The organism is Candidatus Methylomirabilota bacterium, assembly GCA_036001065.1.
GTDB lineage: Bacteria > Methylomirabilota > Methylomirabilia > Rokubacteriales > CSP1-6 > MNEF01.
In genome coordinates this window covers 14,847-38,509 of sequence record DASYUQ010000087.1, presented here as the reverse complement: position 1 = coordinate 38,509, position 23,663 = coordinate 14,847, and the positions used below count along the sequence as shown (strand labels likewise).

Genomic DNA, 23,663 nt, shown 5'->3' with positions numbered 1-23,663 from the left:
ACGAGGAGGCTCAAGACCTTCATCAATCATGGTTTAAATGGGCCGTCGTCTCTCAACAACGGACAACCGGCATCATCAAATGATAGAGTCAGGACGCGACCTACCGGTGCCGCGTTCGCGCCTTCAACGGAGAGTACGATGCGGTACTCGCATTTACGCCACCACCAAAAGATCGGGTAATGTCCGCGGGCCAGAGAGACATGCATCCAGCCCGTCTGTCCCGTCTCGTTGACCAGATCAACATGTCGATGCGTGCCATGGGTGGTTGGATGTAGCGGTCGGGTTGTGCCGGGCTCTGCCTGATCGTCCATCCAGCGGAGTAGCGATGGCAATTGCATCGGGAAGCCACCAAACTCAATCAAAAACACGCCAGCATCTTCGATCGTCCGCTCGCCGGAGTTGACAATTCCAACCCGAAACCACGGCAGCCGACCAAAACGATTCCAGACGCAACTCGAACACTCTGGATCGAACACGAACTCAAACCTAGGTGGGCCGATCCGGGCTCGTAGGGTCGCAAACATCGCGGAAAGAGGAGAGGGCCGGCTCATCAGCGGCCCTCGTCTTTTAATCAGGAAGTCCAGGGATCGAGTCCCTGAGCTGCCCCCCTGCCTGCACCAGAAACCCGGTTGCGCCTGGTTGCGTGGAGTGCCGTGCTCTGCCGCATTTTGCACAAGGGTGTGCTCCAGAAGTGCGCGATTATTGAAGACGTGGCCTACGAATCCCTTACCCTCCACCAGTTGACGCGACGCGGGCCGGGAAAACCCCGGCCCGTTCTCGTCCCGCGCCCGCCTCAGGTCTTCGTGGCGGCGGCGGGCGGCTTCTTCGCCGCGACCGGGCGCCGCGGGCAGAACTTGTGGTACCAGGTGGTGCCCAGCTTGATGTGGTTGCCGTTGCGGCGGATGCGGAGCTTGCACTTCGGACAGGTTCCCATGCGCCGTATTATACAGAGCGCATGACCCCCGAGCCCATGAGCGACTGTCTGTTCTGCCGGATCGTCGACCGGAAGATCCCGGCCGACATCGAGTACGAGGACGACGCCGTGCTGGCCTTCAAGGACATCTATCCCAAGGCGCCGGTGCACCTGTTGATCGTGCCCAAGCGCCACATCGCCTCCATCATGGCGATGGAGCCCGGCGACGTCGAGGTGGTCGGGCGCTGTCTGCTGGCGGCGCGGAAGCTCGGCGAGGCCAAGGGCTTCGCCGAGCGCGGCTACCGCGTGGGTGTCAACTGTGGCCCCGAGGGCGGGCAGCACGTCTACCACGTGCACTTCCACTTCCTGGCGGGGCGGCGTTCGGGTGCCTAGCCACGTCATCGACTTCGAGCTGTTCGGCGGTCAGTTCGCGGCGTCGAAGATGCGCGCTCTCTTCGACGAGCGCGCGATGATCCAGCGCTGGCGCGACGTGGAGGCGGCGCTGGCCGCCGGCCAGGCCGAGCTCGGCATCATTCCCGCCGCGGCGGCCGACGCCATCGCGCGCGGTGCCCGCGTCGAGCGGCTCGACCTCGACGCCGTCAAGCGCGACCTGGCCGCCACCGCCGAGCTGGACCGCCTGCTCGATCCCGCGGCCTACACGGGGCTGGCGGGAGCGTTCGTGGACCGCGTGCTCGGCGACACGGGGCGCCTCCGCAGCTAGCCACGCGCCGGAGTAATCACCGTTCGAGCGCGGGCTTCGCCCGCGCGATCCCTTTCTGGGGGAGGGGGCCGTAACTTCCGCCCCCTCCGAGCGAGCTAGCCCGCCTTCGACTCCAGCGGAAGCCCGGCGTTGGCCCAGCTGCCGAGCCCGCCCTTGAGAATCCGCACGTCCCGGTAGCCGAGCCGCCTCAGCAGGTGCGCCACCCGGGCGCTGGTCGCCTCGTCGGGTCAGGTACAGTAGGCGACGACCGTGCGGTCGGGCTCGACCGGGAGCCGGGCGCTTCCCGACTCCAGCGCCTGGGGCGCGACGTGGAGCGAGTTGGGAATGCGGACCGGGCTCTGGGCGTACGTCGTGGCCTCGCGCACGTCGAGAATCACGGGCGGCTCAGGCGACGTCTCGATGAGCTTCATGACCTCCGATGGCCGGATCCTGAAGCGGTTGCGCTTCCAGCGGAGCCCGAGAAGGCCGCCGTAGGCACCGAGGCTCACCACGGTCACCCCCGTCGCCACCAGCGCCCAGGGGAAGGGCACGGGCGGCGGGTTTTTGATCTTCTCCGCGTTCTCGGCGCTGAGCCGCCTGACGTCGGGCATCTCCGGCAGCAGCCGGTTGGCCTCGGCGAACGCCGGCTCCGCCCGGCGATGGTTGCCGGAGAAGAAGTCGTGCAAGGCGGCCTGCCAAGCCTGGTTGAACCGGCTCGGCTCGTCGAGCTTCACTTCGGTCCCTTCGAGGAACGCTCGCACGGCCTGAGACGGGATCACGAAGTTGAAGCCCTGCACGATACCGCCCTCCGCGCCCGCTGCCAGCGTGACGAACGTGAGGACGCCCACGACGCGCCCCGCGTCGTCGACCGCCGGACCGCCGCTGTTGCCCCAGGCGGCGGGGGCGTCCGTCTGGATCACGGGCTGGCCCGCGCGGTCCTGCTTGAAGCCGGAGACCGCGCCGTTCGTCACCGAGGCTTCCATCTTGGCGGAGGCGTTGAGCAGCTCGTGAGTCAGCACGATGCCCGGGAAGCCCACGATGTGGACGCGGTCGCCGATCTTGAGGGCATTCGAGTCGCCCAGGGCGAGCGCCGGCATGTCGGCCGCCTCGAGCCTCAGGAGGGCGAGATCCTGACCGGACATCTCTTCGCCGGCGACCGGCGGACTGTACTTGGCGACGGTCGCGGACAGCCGAACCCCATTCGAGAGGATGACGGAGATCGAGGGGTCGAGCTTGACGTCGGCGACGCGGCAGCCGGGGCGCGCGGCCTTCTGCGCTTGCTGCGTCCGCAGCCACTCGGGTGGGCGGAAGGCCGGCGAGACGACATGCGCGTTGGTGATCACCCAGCCGCTCGGGGTGATGAACCACCCGGTGCCCGTCTCGCGGAAGGGTGGCGGCGTGACCCTGACGTCGCCCCCGCTCGCACACCTGAGGTGGACCTCCGATGAGACCTCCGCAACGACAAGGGCGACGGCGGGCTTGGCGCTTAATAACGCTTCCTGAACCGAGACCTCGGCGGCGTTGGCCGTCGTCGAGGCCAGCCCTACGAGGCCGGCGAGCAACGCGCGACGCATCGAGCGCATTCTAGGACACCTCGGCCAAGAGCCCGATCCTAAAGAAAAGGGCTCCAGGGGGTTGCCCTGGAGCCCGAGCGTCTGTCGCGATGTCGACTACTTAAGCGTGGTGATAGCGGCTTCGGCCTTCGACTTGGCCGTCTTCATGTCGCCGGCCTTGCAGGCCGCTTCGGCTTCCCTGACCAGCGTCGACGCCTTGGAGATATCGCCCGAGGGCTTTGCGCCGGCGAGCGACCGCGGCGCCTGGGCCCCCCGCTGTGCCTCAGCATCCAGCCCACGCTGACCACGCGGGGCCTGGGCGTCCTGCCCGCGCGGGGCTTGCGCGTCCTGCCCCCGCTGCGCCTGAGGATCCAGGCCGCGCTGCCCCCGCGGGGCCTGAGCGTCCTGCCCCCGCGGAGCCTGAGCATCCTGGCCGCGCTGGGCCTGAGCATCCAGACCACGCTGCCCCCGTGGAGCCTGGGCATCCTGCCCCCGCGGAGCCTGGGCATCCTGGCCGCGCGGAGCCTGAGCATCCTGCCCGCGCGGGGCCTGAGCGTCCTGACCGCGCGTGGCTTGTGCATCCTGGCCGCGCGGGGCCTGAGCATCCTGACCCCGGGCGCCGGCGAGGGACCGCGGCGCCTGGACATCCTGGCCACGCGGGGCTTGCGCGTCCTGCCCGCGCGGCGCCTGAGCATCTTGACCGCGCGCGCCGGCGAGAGACCGCGGCGCCTGGGCGTCCTGCCCGCGCGCCATACCGGACTTCTGGCTCAGCAACTCCTTCGCTTTCGAGACCTCGGGCGGGCAGGGTGCCGCCGCGTCGGCCATCGGAACGAAGGCGATGAACGCCACCACACTCATGATCGTCGCAACCAGTTTCTTCATCATCTCCCCATTTCTTTCGGGATTTGGTATGACCTCGCTTCGTCGACTCCGAACCGCCGCTTCCGGGCCGTCCCACCCCCTTCGCCGTCGAGTCGTACGCACGGCGCGACCGTGCTGCTCGGCCCCCTATGAGGCAAGCGCGGTGCCAGGGATCACAATTCGGCGAGCGGATTGATTTTCACATACTTACGAGGACCGGACGAACGGGAGACTGGCGTTGTGCCCGGCCAGGCCGCGCGCCCCCGTCCGGCATTCTGCCTGCCTGCTGTGGTAGGCTTGGGACCCTCATGCTTCGGCTGACGCGCATCGCGTTTGCGTTGCTCGTCCTCCTGGTCTTCAGCGCATGTGCGGTCGGTCGTTCGACCCCGGTCGCCCGCGCACCCGCCAGCCCCACTCGCCACGTCTTGCCCAACGGCGTTCGCGTCGTGGTGGAGCGGCATGAGGCCAGCGACGTGGTGGCGCTGCAGCTCTGGGTCCAGGCGGGTGGACGGGACGAGACGGCGTCGGAGCTGGGGCTCGCGCACTACCTCGAGCACATGCTGTTCAAAGGCACCACGACCCGGCCCGGCGGCTTCATCGACCGTGAGGTGGAAGGCGTCGGCGGCCGCATGAACGCGGGGACGTCGCTCGACTACACGTACTACCACTTGCTGCTGCCCGCGCGCCGCGCGCTCGTCGGGATCGACATTCTGGCCGACGTCAGCGTGAACGCCAGCCTCGACGACGGCCCGCTCGGGCGCGAGAAGCGCGTCGTACTGGAGGAGATGCGCCTGGGCGAGGACGCGCCGATGCGCTTCCTCTTCCGGCAGCTTTACGAGGCCCTCTTCGACGGCCACCCGTACGGGCGGCCCGTGATCGGCCGAGCCGACCTGATCCGCGCGCTGACCCGCGACCAGCTCATGCGCTTCTACCGGCACCACTACGTGCCGGAATCGTTCACCCTTGTCGTCGTGGGCGCGGTGAGTCCGCCGGAAGTCCTGGAAGCCGCGGCGCGGACGTTCGGGCGCCTGCCCCGCAGCGGTGTCGGGCGCCTTCCGGTGTCGTCGGTAGCCGGGGCGCGCCCGAAGAACGTCGAGCTGGTACGTCCGGGGACGTACGCCTATCTGGGGCTGGCCTGGCCCGCCCCCCGGCTCGATCACGCCGACACGCCGGCGGTCGATCTCCTCGTCGCCATCCTGGGGCAGAGCCGGTCGTCACGACTGACGCGAACGGTGCGTGAGCGGCTCGGGCTCGTCAATACCATCTCGACGGGCTACGCGGCGCTGGAAGGCGCCGGCGTCGTCACGCTCAACGCGCAGCTCGATCCGGCCAACCTCTCGCGGGCCGAAGCCGAGATCCTGAAGGAGATCCGCCGCCTCCGCGACAGCGGGGTCGGGCGGGCGGAGGTGGAGCGGGCCCTCACGACCGAAGAGGCTCGGCGGGAGTTTCGGGCGGAGACCGCCGAGGGGCGGGCCTTCGTGCTGGGCCACGCCGAGACCACCTGGCGCCTGGAAGAGGAGCTGGCCTATACCGACCGCCTGCGCTCGGTGACGCGCGAACAGATCCACGCGGCGGCGCGCCGCTACCTCGATCCGGAGCGCTTCGCCAGGGTCGTGTTCGTACCGAGCGGCCCTCGATGAGGGGTCGGCGCGCGCTGGGTTTCGGGCTCGCGCTGGCGCTGGCGTTGCCGACCATCGCAGAGGCCCAGCCCGCCGGCGTGACCCGCTACGTGCTCCCCAACCGCATGCCCGTGCTCGTGCGCGAGAGCGGCGATGCCGGCGTGGTGGCCGTGTCGCTCCAGGTGCGAGCCGGCTCGCGCTTCGAGACCGCGGAGACCGCCGGAATCACGAATTTCCTGCATCGTGCGATGCTGCGCGGCACGGGTCGACGGACCGGAGAGCAGCTCGTGGAGGCGGCCGAAAGGCTCGGCGGCAACCTGGACGCCTCCGGCGAGGTCGAGTACGCGGAGGTCCGCGGTAGCGCGCTGGCCCGCCACTGGGAGGCGCTGCTCGGCCTGGTCGCCGAGGTCGCGCTCACGCCGACCCTGCCGGCGGACGAGGTGGAGAAGGAGCGCCGGCTGATCCTGAGCCAGATCCAGACCCGCGAGGACAACCCATTTCCGCTCGCCTTCGATTCGCTCTTGCGCGAGCTCTATGGACCGCACCCCTACGGGCTCAGGAGCCTGGGGCGTCGCGACAGCGTGGCGGGGCTCGGGCGCGAGGACCTCCTGACTCACCACCGGTCCATCTATCGACCCGACCGGCTCGTGCTTGCCGTCAGTGGGCGTATCGAGCGGGACCGGGTGAAGCGGGCGGCCGAGCAGCTCTTCGGAGGGCTGCGGGTCGTCGCCGAGCCCCGCCTCGACGCTGCACCCGCGCCGGCGCCCACGGGGGCGCGGCGCGTGCTGGAGAGGCCGGCGCAGCAGGCGCAGATCCTCGTCGGTTACCTCGCGCCCGGGCTCGGCGAGCCGGATTATCCCGCCGTCAAGGTGCTGGCGGCGCTGCTCGGCGGCGGCATGTCGGGCCGGCTCTTCGTCGAGCTGAGGGACAATCGCGGCCTCGCGTATCAGGTCACGGCGCTGAGCCCGCCGCGGGCCGGGCCGGGGTTCCTCGTGGCCTACATGGGCACCGCCCGCGAGAATATCCCGGCGGCGGAGGCGGGCATGCTGCGGGAACTGGAACGGATCCCCCTGGAGGGCGTCGGCGAGGAGGAGGTCGCCCGCGCCAAGGCGCGCGTATTGGGCGGCCTCGCCATGGACCGCCGGACCAGCGCGCGCCACGCCTGGTATCTGGCCTTCTTCGAGATTGTCGGGGCGGGGTGGGACTTCCCCGAGCGCTACGCGCGCGCGGTGGAGACGGTGACCGCCGCGGATGTCAGGGCGGTCGCGGGGCGGTATCTCAGGCGGCCCACCACGGTTGTGCTGGAGCCTCGCTGATGCTGCCGCTCAAGGACGACGTCCCGAGCCGGACGGTGCCGTTCATGACGGTGGGCCTGATCGCCGCCAACGTCGTGGCGTTCCTCTACCAGGCGTCGCTCGAGATGAGCGGTGATCCTCGCGCGCTCCAGGCGGCGCAGGAGCTCGTCTTCGAGTTCGGCGCCATCCCCTGCCGGCTCACCGGCGCCTGCCGGGCGCCGGCCGAGTTCCCGCACCCGGCCCTGACGATCTTCACGTCGATGTTCCTCCACGGCGGTCTCTTCCACATCGCCGGCAACATGCTCTACCTGTGGATCTTCGGCAACAACGTGGAGGACACGCTGGGACACGGGCGCTTCCTCCTCTTCTATCTCTTCTGCGGCGTGGCCGCGGCGCTGGCCCAGACCGTCATGAACCCCGCGTCGAAGATCCCCATGGTGGGGGCCAGCGGCGCCATCTCCGGGGTGCTGGGCGCGTATCTGCTGCTCTTCCCGTACGCGCGGGTGCTGACGCTGATCACCTTCGGCTTCTTCATCCGGTTCGTCCACATCCCCGCCGTCATCGTCCTGGGGTTCTGGATCGTCGTGCAGTTCCTGAACGGGATTCTCACGGTCAGCCTGGCCGGTCCCGAGGCCGGCGGCGGGGTGGCGTGGTTCGCCCACATCGGGGGCTTCCTGGCGGGGATGGCTGTCGTCTTTCTGCTCCGGCTCTGGCGGCCGACTCGCCTATAATCGGGGGCTATGGCGACGCGAATTCGAATCGACCGACTGCTGGTGGAGCGGGGGCTCGTCGAGAGCCGTGAGAAGGCGACCAAGCTGATCCTCGCCGGGGACGTTTTCGTCGACGGCGAGCGGGTAGACAAGGCCGGGGCCCTGGTCTCGCTGGAGGTAGAGCTCGAGCTGCGCGGGCGCTCCCCCTACGTCAGCCGTGGCGGCGAGAAGCTCGTCCACGCGCTCGACCACTTCAACGTCCCCGTGGTGGGCCGGATCTGCATCGACGTCGGGGCCTCCACGGGCGGATTCACCGACTGTCTGCTGCAGCGCGGGGCCGCCCGTGTCTACGCCGTGGACGTCGGCACCGGGCAGCTCGACGCACGCCTCCGGCGGGATCCGCGCGTGGTGGTGATGGAGCAGACCAACGCCCGCGCGCTCGACCCCCGGATCTTCCCCGAGCACCCATCGCTGGCCGTGATCGACGTGGCCTTCATCTCCCTGGAGAAGGTCCTGCCGGCCGCCTTCGGGGTCCTGTCGCCCCGGGCCGACGTGATCACCCTGGTCAAGCCACAGTTCGAGGTCGGGCGTGAACTGGTGGGCAAGGGCGGTGTCGTACGCGACCCCGCGCTGCACCGGCAGGTGGTGGGCCGGCTGGCTCGGTACTCGGTGCTGCGGGGCTGGCATGTGCTCGGGGTGACCGCCTCGCCCCTGCGCGGTCCCAAGGGTAACCGCGAGTTCTTCCTCCATCTCTGCACGCACGGCCGTACCGCCGCCAACATCGAGACGATGATCAGCCGCAGTGTCGAGGCGCTTGCGTGAACCGGCAGTGCGAGCCGCAGGACGGCCGGGGGCTGGGGCCCCCGCGTCCGAGGCGAGCCGATGAAGATGGCAGTGCGAGCCGCAGGACGTCGGCGGGCCGCTGGGCGAGCCGCAGGGCGGCCAGGGGCTGGGGCCCCTGCGCCCGAGGCGAGCGAATCTAGGGAGCCCCGCCCGTCCGAGGCGAGCCTATGAAAAAAGTCGGCATCGTCGCCAAGCCGGACGCCGGCGAGGCGCGCGCGGTCGTTCGGCGGCTGATCGAGTGGTTGGGAGCGCGAGGCCTGACAGTCCTGCTCGAGAAGGAGACGGCCACTCTCGCCCCCGATGCCGCGGTTTCCCAGGCGAGCCGGACGGACCTGCCCGGTCAAGTGGACTTCCTCATCGTCCTGGGGGGCGACGGGACGCTGCTGGCGGTGGCCCGCGCGGTCGGCGACCTGGGCATCCCGCTCCTCGGGGTCAATCTCGGCGGGCTCGGCTTCCTGACCGCGACGACGCTGGATGAGATGATCCCGGCGCTGGAGGCCTTCCTCCAGGGACAGATGGTCATCGAGGAGCGGATGATGCTCGCCGCCCGGGTGCGCCGGAGCGAGCGATCGGTGAGCGAGCTCCTGGCCCTCAACGACGTCGTGATCATGAAGTCCGCGATGAGCCGGATCATCGATCTGAGCGTGTCGGTGGAGGGACAGTCGGCGACGGCGTACCGGGCCGACGGGCTGATCATCGCGACGCCGACGGGCTCCACCGCCTACTCGCTCTCCGCGGGCGGCCCCATCCTGTTTCCGACCATGGACGCCGTGGTCCTCACGCCGATCTGCTCGCACACGCTGACCGCGCGGCCGGTCGTGCTGCCCGGGACCCAGCGCATCGAGGTGACGCTGCTCAGCAATCAGGAGGTCATGCTCACCATCGACGGGCAGGTGGGGGTGGGGCTCCGGGAGCGCGACACCGTCGAGGTGCAGCGGGCCGCTTCCCGGATCCGCCTCGTCCGCTTCCCGCAGAAGCATTTCTTCTCCGTCCTCCGCACCAAATTGAAATGGGGAGAACGCTGAACCGCATCCGCTGAAGCTCGCAGGGGAGCGGAGGTGCTGGCGTGGTCGACGAGGGCTGCCCGGTTCCGGTCCCCGCGTGTTCCAGCAGATACGGCTTGAGCGCCCGCGCCTGATCTAGCATCATCCGGGCAGCATGCTGCGCGAGCTCCGCATCCGGAACTTCGCCGTCATCGAAACCGTCACCGTCCCCTTCGCGTCCGGCCTGAACGTCCTCACGGGCGAGACCGGCGCCGGCAAGTCGATCCTCATCGACGCCCTCCTCCTGATCCGGGGAGCGCGGGCCCAGTCCGACGTCATCCGGACCGACGCCGAGACGGCGACCGTCGAGGCGGTCTTCGACGTGGAGGGCAATTGCGCGGTGGCCGCCGGGCTCGAGGAGGCGGGGCTCGCGACCGAGGACGATCAACTCGTCATCCGGCGCGAGCTGGCGCGTTCCGGCCGGCACCGCGCCTTCGTCAACGATTCGCCGGTGACGGTGGGGCTCCTCGAGCGGCTGGGTGATCACCTGGTGGAGGTTCACGGCCAGCACGAGCACCAGAGGCTCCTCGAGCCGGCGCGCCAGCTCGAGCTGCTCGACCGGTTCGCCGGTGCCGAGGGGCTGCGCGAGCAGGTGGCCCGGCTCTTCGCGAAGTACCGGGCCGCCTGCGAAGAGGTCGAGCGGATGCGCGCCGCCGAGCGCGACCGGGCGCAGCGCCAGGACCTCCTGCGCTTTCAGGTCTCCGAGCTGGACGCCGCGCGCCTCCGCCCCGGCGAGGAAGAAGAGCTGCGCGCCGAGCGGAAGCGGCTGCAGCACTCCGAGCGGCTGGCCAAGGGGCTGGCCGAGGCGTCCGCCCTGCTCGTCGACGACCAGGATGCCGCGGCCAGCCGGCTGACGCGGGCCGCCCGGCTCTTCCGGGATCTCGGCCGGCTCGACCCCGGGTTTGCGACGCCGGCCGAGCTGCTGGAGGCGGCTGCGGCCCAGGTCGAGGACGCGCTGGTCGCCATTCGCGCGCTGCGCGCGAGCGTGGACGCCGAGCCGGGGCGGCTGGAGACGATCGACGACCGCCTGGACGCGCTGACCCGGCTGAGGCGCAAGTACGGCGACACCGAGGACGCGATGCTGGCCTTCCGGGAGGCCGCGGCCCACGAGCTCGAGCGTCTGGAGCATCACGAGGAGATTCTCGCCGCCGAGGAGCGGCGCGTGGCCGAGCTCAGGAGCGAGCTGCTCGCGCGCGCCGGCGCGCTCTCCGAGGCCCGGCGGGCCGCCGGCGCGCGCCTGGCCCCCCTGATTCAGCGGGAGGTCCGAGCGCTGGGCATGGAGCGCGCCCGCTTGGAGATCGTGATCGACCCCGCCGGGCCTGACGACGTGACCGCCCGCGGGCTCGACCGCGTCGAGCTCCGCTTCTCGGCGAACCCCGGCGAGGAGTTGCGGCCGCTGGCGCGGATCGGCTCGGGCGGCGAGCTGTCGCGGACGATGCTGGCGGTGCAGGCGGTTCTGGCCGCCGCCGACCGCATTCCCACGATGGTCTTCGACGAGGTGGACGCGGGCATCGGAGGCCACGTCGCCAGCGTCGTCGCCGACAAGCTCGCGGCCGCGGCGGCCGGGCGCCAGGTGCTGTGTGTGACGCACCTGCCGCAGATCGCGGCCAGAGCGCAGCATCATCTCCTGGTGGTCAAGGGCGTGAGCGGCCGGCGAACGCGCGCGGCGGTCACCGTGCTCGAGGGCGCCGCGCGGGTCGAAGAGGTTGCGCGAATGCTCGGCGGCGCCGCGCCCTCCGACACCGCGCGCCGCCACGCCCGGGAGCTGCTGGCCGGGCGCTAGCACAGTGGGAGAGGGCCGCGACGGCCCCCTTCCAAGCCTCCCCCAGGAAGGATTGCGCCGGCGGAGCCGGCGCTCGAAACGGCGAGCGATGGCGCAGCCCTCGTGCTATTCGCCGGCGGACCGCTAGCGGGGCCGAAGCGCGAAGGGTCGAGTTCCGCCCCTGTATAATGGGGACTGGTCATGTTGAACGCTCTCCTCCGCACGGTCTTCGGCACCAAGCACGAGCGCGACGTCAAACGGATGATGCCGACCGTGCAGGCGATCAACGGATTCGAGGCGGAGGCACGAGCGCTCGACGACGCTGGACTGCGGGCGAAGACCGACGACCTGCGCAAGCGCCTGGGAGGCGGAGCCGCGCTCGACGAGCTCCTTCCCGAAGCGTTTGCGGTCTGCCGCGAAGCGGCGCGGCGCGCGGTCGGCATGCGGCACTTCGACGTCCAGCTCGTCGGCGGCATGGTGCTCCACACCGGCAAGATCGCCGAGATGGCGACGGGCGAGGGCAAGACGCTGGTGGCGACGCTGCCGGCCTACCTGAACGCGCTTCCCGGCCGCGGCGTGCACATCGTCACCGTCAACGACTACCTGGCCAAGCGCGATGCGCAGTGGATGGGCCCCATCTATCAGGCGCTAGGGCTGAGCGTCGGCGTCATCCAGCACGAGGCCTCCTTCCTCTACGACTCCACCTACGTCACGCCGGACATCCGGCTGAGCGCGCTGCGCCCCTGCACGCGCCCGGAGGCCTATCTCGCCGACATCACGTACGGCACCAACAACGAGTTCGGCTTCGACTACCTGCGCGACAACATGCGCTTCACCAGGGAGGAGCTGGTGCAGCGCGAGCTGCACTACGCCATCGTCGACGAGGTGGACTCCATCCTGATCGACGAGGCGCGGACGCCCCTCATCATCTCGGGGCCGGCCGAGGAGTCGACCGAGCTGTACTACAAGATCGACCGCATCATCCCGAAGCTCCGCCGGGCGGCCACCATCGTGGAGGGCAAGCTCTCCGAGGTCGAGGAGCAGAAGGAAGGCGATTTCATCGTCGACGAGAAGTCCAAGGCCGTAGCGCTGACCGAACAGGGGATCGCCTCCTGCGAGCGGCTGCTCGGCGTCGACAACCTCTATGATCCCAAGCACATCGACGCCCTCCACCACATCCAGCAGGCGCTGCGGGCCCACGCCCTCTACAAGAGGGACGTGGACTACGTCGTGAAGGACGGCCAGGTGATCATCGTCGACGAGTTCACCGGCCGGCTCATGCCGGGCCGGCGGTGGTCCGACGGCCTGCACCAGGCCGTGGAGGCCAAGGAGGGGGTGCGGATCGAGCGCGAGAACCAGACGCTCGCCACCATCACCTTCCAGAACTACTTCCGCATGTACGAGAAGCTGGCCGGCATGACGGGAACGGCCGAGACCGAGGCCGAGGAGTTCGCCAAGATCTACAAGCTCGACGTGACGGTCGTCCCGACCAACCGCCCGCTGATCCGGCTCAACAACCCGGACGTCGTGTACAAGACGGCTCGGGAGAAGTTCAACGCCGTCGTCGAGGAGATCGTCCGTGGCCACGAACGCGGCCAGCCGGCGCTGGTGGGCACGATCTCCATCGAGAAGTCGGAGCACCTCTCCAAGCTCCTCAAGAAGCACGGGATCAAGCACGAGGTGCTCAACGCCAAATACCACGAGCGCGAGGCCGAGATCGTAGCTCAGGCCGGCCGGGAAGGGGCCGTCACCATCGCCACCAACATGGCCGGGCGCGGCACCGACATCCTGCTGGGTGGCAACCCGGACTTCCTGTCGAAGGAGATCCTCCGCAAGAAGGGGTTCGACCCGGCCACGGCGCCGGCCGATGCCCGCGCGGCCGCGCTGGCCGAGGCGCGCCGCATCACCGAGCCGGAGCACGAGCGGGTGGTGACGCTGGGGGGGCTCCACATCATCGGCACCGAGCGCCACGAATCGCGCCGCATCGACAACCAGCTCCGGGGCCGCGCCGGCCGTCAGGGCGATCCGGGCTCGTCGAGGTTTTACCTCTCGCTGGAAGACGATCTTCTCAGAATCTTCGGCTCGCACCGCGTCCAGAAGATCATGGACCGCCTGGGCATGGAGGAGGGCGAGCCCATCGAGCACAAGCTGGTGACGCGCGCGATCGCGACCGCCCAGAAGCGCGTCGAGGCCCACAACTTCGAGATCCGCAAGCACCTGCTCGAGTATGACGATGTCATGAACAAGCAGCGGGAGATCGTCTACGGCATGCGCCGCCAGATCCTGGGAGGCGAGAGCCAGGCCGAGACGATCGGCGAGTGGATCGAGGACCTGGTCGAGGCCACGGTCGATGCCTACGTGCCGGCGGGGGTCCATCCGGAGGAGTGGGACGTGACCGCGCTGAACGAGGCGCTTTATCGCCAGTTCGACGTCCGCGTTCCCTCGGATCGCCACCTGGAGGTCACCTCGCGCGAGGGCCTCGGCCAGCTGGTGGGCGAGGCGGTGCGGGAGCGCTACACCGAGCGGGAGCGCGAGCTGGGTCCCGAGCTGCTCCGCGCGCTCGAGCGCCACGAGATGCTCATCGTTATCGACCAGCAGTGGAAGGACCACCTGCTGTCGATCGACCATCTCAAGGAGGGCATCGGCCTCCGGGGCTACGGCCAGCGCGACCCGCTGACCGAGTACAAGCGAGAGGCCTTCGACCTGTTCCAGGACATGGCCGAGCGCGTGAAGTCCGCGGTGGTGGAGCGTCTCTTCAAGGTGCAGATCGTTCGGGAGGCGCCCATGGAGCTGCCGACGCTGACCGCCTGGGCGGATACACGGGAAACGCGCGGGGAGACGCCGGCCGAGCCGCGGCGCGCCCCGGCCCCGTCGGCGCCCCGCACACCGACGGGCGAGAAGCTCGGGCGCAACGATCCCTGCTACTGCGGTTCCGGCAAGAAGTACAAGAAATGCTGCCTTTTAAATAAAAACTGATTGCAGGATGGGAACTTGCAAGCCGGACCTGCGTCACTCGTGACGCCCTGGTGACGCATCGCATTTCGCCATGGCAGCACTCCTACCCTTTAAGACGCCAAAGGTGTAGCCGGTGGTGCCGATATACCCGATCACTTCTCCTCGTTTGACCGACCGGTTCACCTCTGACTCCGTCCGAGTGTATTCAGAGAAGTGACAGTAGACGAGCTCATATCCGAATGCTGGGACGCGTTCGATGAGTCCTTGGCCGCATCCCTCGTTGGAGAATCGCGTCACGTACCCATCTATTGCGGCAAGAACTGGACTACCAACCCGCCCGTCAAAATCTACGCCGCTATGGGGTACGTCGCCGACGGTCCTCCGCTGCCCCATGAAGAAAAAGTCTCCATAATACGAGAGAATCCCAGGAGTCCCCTTCGCTGCGCATCCGGTCAAGATGAGAGTCGCCAGGCCAATCCTAAGGTTACCGGCCAAACGCCGCCATCCACGCGCGCGCCTCCTCGATGAGCGAGGTCGCACGACGCGGACACCCTCACCCGACCGGACGTGCCTGACGTTATGGGTGACGAGGAGCCGACTGCCGGCCCCGATGGCCGCAGCGAGAATCGGCACGTCCTTCGGGTCGGCTAGTGCCGTTCCAACTATTCGCGCCTAGGAAGGCACCGTGTACGTCGTTCGTGGACAGATTTAGTATCAACAAGTTGGAACGGCACTAGCCTGCACGCGCGTTCCCGATCCTCGGTCGTGGGTCGATTATCCGGAAGAGGACGAAGCAGCCGCGCGGGCCAGCGAGCGAGGCGCCGACACCCAGGAGCGACCCGAGGCGCCAGCGGGTCACCGAGCTTACTCGCCGCGCTACCGTTCCGCGCGGCCGGCGAGGGTGGCGACCGCCGCCGCCAGCTCGGCCGGCTCGATCGGCTTGGCCGCGTGCTGCTGAAAGCCGGCCGCGATCGCCGCTGCTCGATCTTCGATCCTGGCATAAGCGGTGAGGGCGAGCGCGGGGATCCGTCCGCCACGCCCGGCGTCGAGCGCCCTGACTTTGCGAATGAGATCGTAACCGTCTTCTTCCGGCATGGCGATGTCGCTCACCACGACATCGAACGGCGCCTGTTCGAGCGCCTCCAGCGCCGCCCGGGCCGTCGCGGCAACGGTCACCTCGGCCCCGCATTGCGCGAGGATCGCTCTCATCAGCTCTCGCCCGTCCGCCTCGTCGTCCACGACAAGGACCCGGACGCCGCTGAGGGCTGGAAGTCGACTGGACGCCAGTGCTCTAGCCGCGATCCCGCCGGCCTCCGCCTCGCCAGCGGGATGTTCGTCCGTGAGCGGGAGGGTCACGGTGAAGGTCGCCCCCTGTCCAGGCCCAGCGCTCTCGGCGTGGACGGCCCCGCCGTGGAGCTCCACAAGACGTTGGACGATGCCGAGCCCGAGCCCCAGGCCTTCCTGAGGCTTCCGGCTGCTGTGCTCAGCAACGCCGACCCGTGTGAAGATCTGCGAGAGCAGCTCGGCCTCGATCCCTTTGCCGGTGTCGCGCACGCTCACCTCGACGGCGGATCCCCGGCGCGCGAGGCGGACCTCGACCCGCCCTCCGCTCGGCGTGAACTTGATCGCGTTTGACACGAGGTTCCAGACGATCTGTTGCAGGCGGGCTGGATCGCCATGGACCGGGCCGGCTTTCTCGTCGAGGGCGCTCTCCAGCCGGATCCCTTTGGCCTCCGCCGCCCCCCGCATGGCGGCCAGCGCCGCCTCAACAGCCGGGGCCACCATGACGGGCCGAGCATCGAGGCGCAAGCGCCCCTCGACGATGCGTGACACATCGAGGAGATCCTCGATGAACCGAGCCTGCAGCATGGTATTGCGCTCGATCACCTCCAGCGCCCGCGCGACGGTCGCCTTGTCCAGCTTCTGGGTGCGCAGCATCCGAGTCCACCCCAGCATCGCGGTCAGCGGCGTGCGCAGCTCATGCGAGAGGACCGCAAGAAATGTATCCTTTGCGCGAGTTGCCGCCTCCGCCTCTGCCCGCGCGGCCTGCTCGTGGGCGAGCACCACACGCGTCGCGTCCGCTCGCCTCGCCTCGGTGATGTCTTCGATGGCCAGAAAGATCAGGCCCGGCTGGCCGGTCGCCGGGAGCACACGGCGGGCGTTGAGGTGCATCGTCCGCGGCCCGATCGTCGGGAAGTCGTGCTCGACCTCGAAGTCTTCGACGACGCTGTCCCGCGGCAGGACCTCCTCCAGCAGCGTCTGTAACGTCGGGATGTCCCACTGGCGGTTCCCGAGGTCGAAGAGAGGTTGGCGCTCCGTCTCCAGCGGAGTCACCTGGAAGGTCTCGTAGAATGACCGGCTCGCCGTCACCACGCGAAGGTCGGCATCGAGGATCACGAGCGGCTCGCGCACCGTCGCGATGATGGCCTGGGCCTGGTCGCGCGCCTCCTTTGCCTGCTCGAAGCCGCGCTTGAGAACGTCGATGTCGACGAACGAGATGACCGCGCCGTCGATCTTGTTGTCCGCGGTCCGGTACGGCCGCACTCGCACCGAGTACCAGCGGCCGTCTCGGGCCTCGACCTCGCGTTCCTGGACGGCCAGAGTCTCCATCCCTTCCCTGAGGAGCGCCTCCAGATGAGGGATGGCGGTGCTGAGCCTGAGATCCCCGATGGGCCGCCCGATGTCGCCAGGGGCCACGTTGAGGACCCGCTCCGAGATCGGCGTCATGCGACGGACGCGGAGATCGGGCCCCACCATGATGATGGGGACCTGGGTGCTCGTGAGGAGGTTGGCGAGGTCGTTGCTGACCTGGCCCAGCTCCAGGTTCCGGCTGTTCAGCTCGTCGTTCACGGTGGTCAGCTCTTCGTTGGTCGCCTGCAGCTCCTCCTTGGAGGTCTCCAGCTCTTCGTTCGTGCTCAGCAGCTCCTCGTTGCTCGATTGCGCCTCCTCGGTGGCGGCGCGCAGCTCTTCCATGGCCGCCTCGTGCTCTTCGCTGATGGCCTGGAGGTGCTGGCGGGCGGCGGCGAGCTCCTGGGTGAGCTGGGCCACCCGGCGCTCGCCCGCCGTCTTCGGTCGAGACTCGCGCTCCCGCGCCGGTTTCCCCGGCGCGGGCCCGGTGGGCCGGTGGCGCTCCTCGAAGAACAGGATGAGATGGTGGCGACCCTTCACCCCTTCCGCCGGCCCGATCGGGATCACCTCGAGGCCGACCTCGCGGCTCCCGCCGTTCGCCTTGACCCGCAGGCCCTCCACCTTCACCGGGCCACCGCCTTTGGCCACCCGGTGGACGGCCTGACGGAGTGCAGAGGCCAGGCCTTCCCGCGCCATCTTGAAGAGGTTGAGGCTCGCCGCGCCCGGCGGCGCCTCGAGGTAGGGGCCGGTCTTCCCGCGGAACTGTACGATCTCCATGTCGGCGTTCACCACGACGCCAGCCGGTGCATACCGCCCAAGGATGAGACGGTCGGCCTCCTTCTCGATCGCCGGCGCGCTCCCGCCTGCCTCCTTCTCTTGCCCGCCGGCCGGCGCGGCGATCCGGTCGCCGGCGGTGAGGCCGAAGCGGAGGTAGGCCGACAGCCCAGGTTTCCACGCGTAGATCTTGTGCTTCTTGTCGAGGACGGAGAAGAGGTTCGTGAACCGGCCCACGCTTTCCGAGGGACCGAGCTTCAGGAAGCCGGTGGGCTTCAGCGCGTAGTGGAGGACCGGGATGACGCGCTCCTGCAACGCGGCGCTGAGATAGATCAGCACGTTGGAGCAGCTGATCAGGTCGAGCTTCGAGAACGGCGGGTCCCGCGTCACGTCCTGCTGCGCGAAGACGCAAGCGTCCCGGATCGCCTTGCCGAGCTGATACCGCCCGTCCGTCTTGACGAAGAACCGTCGCAGCCGGTCGGCCGAGACCTCGTTCTCGATGCTCGCGGGGAACCTCCCGGCCCTGGCCTGGGTGACCGCGGCGGCGCTGAGGTCGGTGGCGAACATCTGGATCGACAGGGTGCTGTCGTGCTCCCCGAGAAACTCCAGCAGGCAGATCACGATCGAGTAGGCCTCTTCGCCCGTGGCGCAGCCCGGTACCCAGATCCGGATGGGCTCGTCGGCGGCCCGCTCCTTCACGAGGCTCGGGAAGACGCTCCGCTTGAGGCTCTCGAACCCTTCCGGGTCGCGGAAGAACTCTGTCACCTGGATGAGGATGTCGTCGTGCAGGGCCTGCGCTTCATGGGGCGTCTGCCGGAGGTGCCGGACATACGTCCCAAGGTCGTCGATCTTCTGCAAGAGCATGCGGCGGGCGATCCGGCGCCGGACGCTGGCTGGTTTGTACTGGGTGAAATCGGCTCCGGTGGCGGTGCGCAGGACACGGAGGACGGCGCTGACGTCAGCCCCTTCTTCCGGCTGGCTTGGGCCGGCGGGGGATGGCACGGCATGGTCCAGGTAGGGGTGGCGGCCGATCCTCGCCACCTCGCGGGCGATTCCTGCGGGGGGCAGGACGAAGTCGGCGATCGCGCGCGCGCTCTGGGGCATACCGGGGTGCTTCGCGGATTTCTCATCCTGGACGAACGCGAGGCCGCCCTCCGCCTTGATCGCCCGGAGGCCGAGCGTGCCGTCCGAACCCGTCCCCGACAGGACCACGCCGATCGCGCGGCCTTCCAACTCCTGCGCGAGCGAGCGGAAGAAGTGGTCGATCGGCGTGTGGCGATCGACCGCGGCGCGGGAGGTGAGCGAGAAAGCGCCGCCGCCGATTGTCATGTCAGCGTTGGAGGGGATCACGTAGACGTGGTCAGGCTCCACGCGCAGGCCGTTGGTGACGGTCATGACGGGCATCGCCGTGGTCCGGGACAGGACCTCGGGCAACTGGCTCTCGTGCTTGGGGTCCAGGTGCTGAACGAGCACAAACGCCATGCCGGTGTCGGTGGGGAGTTCTCTCAGGAGTTGGCTGAAGGCCTCGAGCCCGCCGGCGGAGGCGCCGATGCCGACGATCGGGAACGTCTCTGATGGCTCCGAGGGATACAGGTCCGAGGGACGGTCGGCGTGTGGAGGGTTGGGCGTGGCGGCATCGTGCCCACGCCCGGACGAGCGCCTCGGCGCTGATTTTCTGTGCGGAGCTTTTCGTGCCATCAGCGGATCTTCAAGCGATCCACATGAAGCGACTCGGCGCACGGCATCATGATCGCAGGAAAGATGACCACGGGCAGGAGCGCGCCGGCGGCGAGCGCCATGAGGTGGGAACGAAGCCTCATCGGCCGAGCAGAAACCCTGCGAAGCGATCGAAGGGAAAGGCTTCTAAAGGCTCCCTCACCCCTTGGCTTTTTCACAGTCGCAAACTCCATGCGGCGAGCATATTCCTCGCTCCCGTAGCCCGCAAGCGTCGTATCGCGCCATCTAAGTTAAAACGTCGTGCCTGTTCGGTTGCGAGTCTAAATTGTGTGACGCAGCATCAGTGTAATGCGGTGCTCCCGCGAGTGTGATCCCGGTACTTATCGCGCTGATCACTCTGGGTCCGGCCCTTAGGGCAGCGACGACCATAGGTCGAATGGGCTCCCAGTACTGCCGGACCCAGGGTGCCAGCACAAGTAAAGGACGACCATCATGACCGCGCCCTACGCGATCAGAGCTGGGTGGCAGTCCAGCAGGAACGGCCCGCTATAGTATGGTGACGCTTTAGGCGTGGCATGGCGGTGTTTGGCAGGGGCGCGCTCTCGAAATATCGAATACTTCGAGCGCAGCCCCTTCGTACAGGAAGTGCTGCTACCTCAAGGGCGCCTGATCAGCCGCCACATTTAGGGCTCGTCGCTCGTTCGCGCCCCAATCCCTGGTACTTTTTCTTTGGCCGCCGACCACTCCGCGTGCTACAAAACTCTATGCGTCTCGAGTCGATCACCCTGCACGGTTTCAAGTCGTTCGGCGAGCGCACCGAGATCAGGGTGCTGCCCGGCATCACGGCCATCGTGGGGCCGAACGGCTGCGGGAAGACAAATTGCGCTGAAGCCGTCAAGTGGGCCTTAGGCGAGCAGAGCGCAAAGTCTTTGCGCGGTCAGAGAATGGAAGACGTCATCTTCCACGGCTCGGCTTCGCGCAAGCCCGTGGGGCTGGCCGAGGTCGAGCTGATGTTCAGCAACGACGGCGAGCTGGCCGTGCCCTGGAGCGAGATCGCCGTCAGCCGCCGCCTCTACCGCACCGGCGAGAGCGAATACCTCCTGAACAAGACGGTCACCCGGCTGCGCGACATCCTGGACCTGTTCGCCGGGACCGGCGCCAACCCCCGGGCCTACTCGGTGATGGACCAGGACAAGCTGAACCACGTGCTGACCGCGAAGCCCCACGAGCGGCGCATCTTCATCGAAGAGGCCGCCGGGATCGCGCGCTACAAGCAGCAGCGGAACGAGACACAGGGCAAGCTCGACGCCGCCCGGCAGAACCTGCTCCGCGTCAAGGACGTGATGGACGAGGTGAAGCGGCAGCTCGGCTCCCTCGAGCGGCAGGCCCGGAAGGCCCAGCAGTACAAGGCGCTCGAGCAGGAGCGCCGCGATCTGCGCCTGGCCCTGGTCGCCGCCGACTACGCGACGCTCCGGGCCGAGGGCGAGCGGCTGGAGGCGGATCTCGCGGCCCGGCGGGAGCGCGAGCAGACGCTGCGCGTGCGCCTGAGCCAGCTGGCCGCCCGCGAGGCGACGCAGCGGGAGGCGATCCAGGAGAGCGATCACCGGCTGGCCGACCTCCGGCAGTCGCTCCAGAAGGTGCAGGCGGAGCTGGAGCGGCTGCTGGAGCGCCGGGAGCAGATGGGCGTGCAGCTGCGGGAAGCCGCCGAGGAGCAGGTGCGGCTCGACGAGGAGATCCGGGTGACGACCGAGCGGCTGGCCGGGATCGTCGGCGAGCGCGAGGCCACGCGGGCCGCCCTGGCCGACACCCAGCGGCTCGTGGCCGAGCACACGCGCGCCGCCCAGGAGCTGGAGGCGCTGGTCGAACAGCAGCGCGCGCGCCTGACCGAGGAGCGCGACCGCCTGGAGGGGCTGCGGCTCGAGCAGATCCGCATCGCGGCCGAGCGGACCGATCTCACGCGCTCGGCCGGCGAGCTGAGGGAACGCGAGAGCCAGCTGGCGCGGCGCGCCGAGCGGCTCGCCGCCGAGCTGGCGGAGGCCGAGGCGGAAGCCCAGCGGCTGGCGGCCAGTCGGGCCGCCCTCCAGACGGCCCGCGAGCGGGCCGTGGCGGAGCTGACTTCGCTCACGGACGAGCGCGAGCGGCTCGTCGGAGAGCTCGCCGCACGCGAGCGCGAGCTGGCCGAGGCCGACGCCCGCCTGGCCGAAGCGCGCTTGTCTCTCGCCGCCCGGACCTCCAGCCTCGAGGCGGTGCGGGAATTGGAGCGCGCGCGGGAGGGATACGGCTCGGGGGTGCGCGCGATCTTCGCGGAGGGCGGGGGCGCCCGCGTCCCCGGCGTCGTCGGCACGGTGGCCGACGTGCTCGAGGTGCCGCCGCGGCTGGAGCGCGCGGTCGAAGCGGTGCTGGGCGAGCGCCTGGAGTGGGTGGTGACCGAGCGCTTCGATCAGGCCCGCGCGGCCGTGGCCTATCTGCAGGCGAACAATGTGGGCGCGGCGACCTTCCTCCCGCTCGAGCACCTGAGTCGCAACGGGGAGCCGGCCGCCTCGCCTCCGGCCGAGCTCGACTGGGTCGCGCGGCACGTCACGGGCCCGACCAAGAGCCTGGTGCACTACCTGCTCGGCCACGTCGCCCTGGTCGAGCACCTCGACCAGGCCGAAGCCCTCTGGCGGCGCAACGGGATCGTCGCGACTTACGTCACGCCGGAGGGCGAGGTGCTCGCGCCCACCGGACGGCTGCGCGGCGGGGCCGGCGCCGGCGCGCCGGAACGGTCTCTGCTGGCGCGCAAGCGGCAGCTCCGCGAGCTCGAGGACGAGGTGCGCCGGCTCACCGGCGTAGTCGACGCTGCCCAAGGCACCGTGACCCGGCTCGGCCAGGACGTGGCGACCCTCCGGACACGCATTGCCCTGTGCGAGCAGGCCGTGGGCGCGCGCCAGGCGGACCGGCTGGCGGGCGAGAAGGACCTGGAGCAGGCGCTCCGCGACCACGAGCGCGTGCACCGTCACGCCGAGACCGTGCGGCTCGAGGCCCGACAGGTGGCCCAGGAGGCCGAGGAGACGGCCGCCGTGCTCGGGCGTCTCGAGCAGCGCATCGCCGCCGCGCGCGACGCCGAGGCCGCCCACGAGGCGACCATCGGCGGGATCCGCGAGGCGATCGAGGCGGCGCAGACGCGGGAGACGGCCCTGGTCGCCCATCTCACGGCCAAGCGCGTGGAAGTGGCCTCGGTGGCCGAGCGGGTCGAGGCGCTCGGGCGGGAGCTGGGGCGCATCGACCAGATGGAGGCCGACCTCACCGAGCGCCTGGAGCAGGCCCGGGTCCGGCAGGCCCAGCTCGGCGAGCGGCAGGTGTGGCTCGGCGACGAGCGCGAGCGGACGGATACGGCGGCGCGCGAGGTGGCCGGGGAGCGCGACCGGGTCGAAGGCGAGGCGCGGACCGTCGCCGAGCGTCACGAAGGCCTCCTGGCCGAGATGCGCACGCTCGAGCACGAGATGCGGGGCCTCGAGGGCGACGTGAACCGGCTCGTCAGCGCGATCCACGAGATCGAGCTCCAGGCCACGGAGCGGCGCGTGCGCCGTGAAGAGTTGGCTCAGGAGGTGTTGCGAACCTACGGAGTCGACGAGGCAGCGCTGCGGGCTCAACACGACGCCTCCCGCGACTTCACCCAGCTGCGCCAGCGCCTGGCGGAGCTGGACGAGCGCCTGGCTGCCCTCGGTCCCGTCAACCTGGTCGCCGACGAGGAGTACCGCGAGCTGGACGAGCGCCTGACGTTCCTGCGCACCCAGCACGACGACCTGACCGCGTCGATCAAGGACCTGGACAAGGCGCTCCGCGGGATGACGCGCACGGCCCAGGAGCGCTTCACCCAGGCGTTCCACGAGGTCAACCGCGAGTTCGCCCGCCTCTTCGAGCGGCTCTTCGAGGGCGGGCGCGCCGAGCTGCGCCTGGTCGAGGCCGAGGAGGGCGGCGACCCGCTGGAGACCGGCGTCGAGTTGATGGCCCAGCCGCGCGGAAAGCGCCTGCAGTCGGTGACGCTGCTCTCCGGCGGCGAACGGGCGCTGACAGGGCTCGCGCTGCTGTTCGCCATCTTCTATTACCGCCCGAGCCCGTTCTGCGTGCTGGACGAAGTGGACGCCCCCCTCGACGACGCCAACATCCACCGCTTTCTGCGCGTGCTGCGCGAGCTGACCAGCCAGACCCAGTTCCTCGTCATCACCCACAACCGCCGGACCATGGACGCGGCGGACATCCTCTACGGCGTGACGATGGAGGAGCCCGGCCTCTCGAAGCTCGTCTCCGTCAAGCTCAGCGCCTGACCGCGTGAAAAGAGCCCGGAGAT

At 69.3% G+C, this 23,663-nt stretch carries 17 protein-coding genes; 10 read left to right on the top strand and 7 right to left on the bottom strand.

What is annotated here, in order from left to right; genetic code table 11:
- Positions 1-26: 26 nt before the first annotated feature.
- Together VGV13_07770 and VGV13_07765 are read right to left on the bottom strand one after the other, a co-directional pair.
- Positions 27-551 (bottom strand): hypothetical protein, encoded by a 525-nt coding sequence (locus VGV13_07770; GenBank protein ID HEV8640979.1) that lies wholly within the window; start codon positions 549-551, stop codon positions 27-29.
- A gap of 242 nt (positions 552-793) precedes the next feature.
- Positions 794-934, bottom strand: coding sequence for a hypothetical protein (locus VGV13_07765; GenBank protein HEV8640978.1), 141 nt, complete (start codon positions 932-934; stop codon positions 794-796).
- A gap of 21 nt (positions 935-955) precedes the next feature.
- On the opposite strand from VGV13_07765, the gene VGV13_07760 reads away from it, so the two are divergent.
- Together VGV13_07760 and VGV13_07755 are read left to right on the top strand one after the other, a co-directional pair.
- The gene (locus VGV13_07760; GenBank protein HEV8640977.1) at positions 956-1,306 is read left to right on the top strand and encodes a histidine triad nucleotide-binding protein; all 351 of its coding nucleotides are present in this window, start codon (positions 956-958) and stop codon (positions 1,304-1,306) included.
- A complete protein-coding gene (locus VGV13_07755) occupies positions 1,299-1,634 on the top strand; it encodes a hypothetical protein (GenBank protein HEV8640976.1) in 336 nt (111 codons plus the stop codon). Before VGV13_07760 ends, VGV13_07755 begins: the two co-directional genes overlap by 8 nt.
- 95 nt (positions 1,635-1,729) lie before the next feature.
- Here VGV13_07755 and VGV13_07750 read toward each other — a convergent pair whose 3' ends face one another.
- The 3 genes from VGV13_07750 to VGV13_07740 all read right to left on the bottom strand — a co-directional run bounded on the left by VGV13_07750 (position 1,730) and on the right by VGV13_07740 (position 4,051).
- The gene (locus VGV13_07750; protein ID HEV8640975.1) at positions 1,730-1,837 is read right to left on the bottom strand and encodes a hypothetical protein; all 108 of its coding nucleotides are present in this window, start codon (positions 1,835-1,837) and stop codon (positions 1,730-1,732) included.
- Positions 1,838-1,861: 24 nt separating this feature from the next.
- The gene (locus tag VGV13_07745) at positions 1,862-3,187 is read right to left on the bottom strand and encodes a trypsin-like peptidase domain-containing protein (GenBank protein ID HEV8640974.1); all 1,326 of its coding nucleotides are present in this window, start codon (positions 3,185-3,187) and stop codon (positions 1,862-1,864) included.
- A gap of 96 nt (positions 3,188-3,283) precedes the next feature.
- Positions 3,284-4,051: a hypothetical protein gene (locus tag VGV13_07740; GenBank protein ID HEV8640973.1), complete on the bottom strand. Its 768-nt coding sequence runs from the start codon at positions 4,049-4,051 to the stop codon at positions 3,284-3,286.
- A gap of 284 nt (positions 4,052-4,335) precedes the next feature.
- On the opposite strand from VGV13_07740, the gene VGV13_07735 reads away from it, so the two are divergent.
- The 7 genes from VGV13_07735 (at position 4,336) to secA (ending at position 14,275) form a co-directional block, all read left to right on the top strand.
- The gene (locus VGV13_07735) at positions 4,336-5,667 is read left to right on the top strand and encodes a pitrilysin family protein (protein HEV8640972.1); all 1,332 of its coding nucleotides are present in this window, start codon (positions 4,336-4,338) and stop codon (positions 5,665-5,667) included.
- Entirely contained in the window at positions 5,664-6,962 is a 1,299-nt protein-coding gene (locus VGV13_07730) for a pitrilysin family protein (GenBank protein HEV8640971.1), read from the top strand. Before VGV13_07735 ends, VGV13_07730 begins: the two co-directional genes overlap by 4 nt.
- Positions 6,962-7,672 carry a rhomboid family intramembrane serine protease gene (locus VGV13_07725; GenBank protein ID HEV8640970.1) on the top strand — a complete coding sequence of 237 codons (711 nt, stop codon included), beginning with the start codon at positions 6,962-6,964 and terminating at the stop codon, positions 7,670-7,672. The genes VGV13_07730 and VGV13_07725 overlap by 1 nt, the downstream gene beginning before the upstream one ends.
- 9 nt (positions 7,673-7,681) lie before the next feature.
- Positions 7,682-8,473: a TlyA family RNA methyltransferase gene (locus VGV13_07720; GenBank protein HEV8640969.1), complete on the top strand. Its 792-nt coding sequence runs from the start codon at positions 7,682-7,684 to the stop codon at positions 8,471-8,473.
- Between the two features lie 188 nt (positions 8,474-8,661).
- Positions 8,662-9,519, top strand: coding sequence for an NAD(+)/NADH kinase (locus VGV13_07715; protein ID HEV8640968.1), 858 nt, complete (start codon positions 8,662-8,664; stop codon positions 9,517-9,519).
- A 133-nt stretch (positions 9,520-9,652) separates the two neighbouring features.
- Positions 9,653-11,320 (top strand): DNA repair protein RecN, encoded by a 1,668-nt coding sequence (gene recN / locus VGV13_07710; GenBank protein HEV8640967.1) that lies wholly within the window; start codon positions 9,653-9,655, stop codon positions 11,318-11,320.
- Positions 11,321-11,500: 180 nt separating this feature from the next.
- Positions 11,501-14,275 carry a preprotein translocase subunit SecA gene (secA, locus tag VGV13_07705; GenBank protein ID HEV8640966.1) on the top strand — a complete coding sequence of 925 codons (2,775 nt, stop codon included), beginning with the start codon at positions 11,501-11,503 and terminating at the stop codon, positions 14,273-14,275.
- A gap of 855 nt (positions 14,276-15,130) precedes the next feature.
- Here secA and VGV13_07700 read toward each other — a convergent pair.
- Both VGV13_07700 and VGV13_07695 read right to left on the bottom strand, forming a co-directional pair.
- Positions 15,131-19,354, bottom strand: a complete 4,224-nt coding sequence (locus VGV13_07700; protein ID HEV8640965.1) for a chemotaxis protein CheB — start codon at positions 19,352-19,354, stop codon at positions 15,131-15,133.
- Complete coding sequence (locus tag VGV13_07695) at positions 19,354-19,476, bottom strand: hypothetical protein (GenBank protein HEV8640964.1); 123 nt, start codon at positions 19,474-19,476, stop codon at positions 19,354-19,356. Before VGV13_07695 ends, VGV13_07700 begins: the two co-directional genes overlap by 1 nt.
- Before the next feature lie 621 nt (positions 19,477-20,097).
- Here VGV13_07695 and smc point away from each other — a divergent pair.
- A complete protein-coding gene (smc, locus tag VGV13_07690; protein HEV8640963.1) occupies positions 20,098-23,640 on the top strand; it encodes a chromosome segregation protein SMC in 3,543 nt (1,180 codons plus the stop codon).
- The last annotated feature ends 23 nt before the right edge of the window (positions 23,641-23,663 follow it).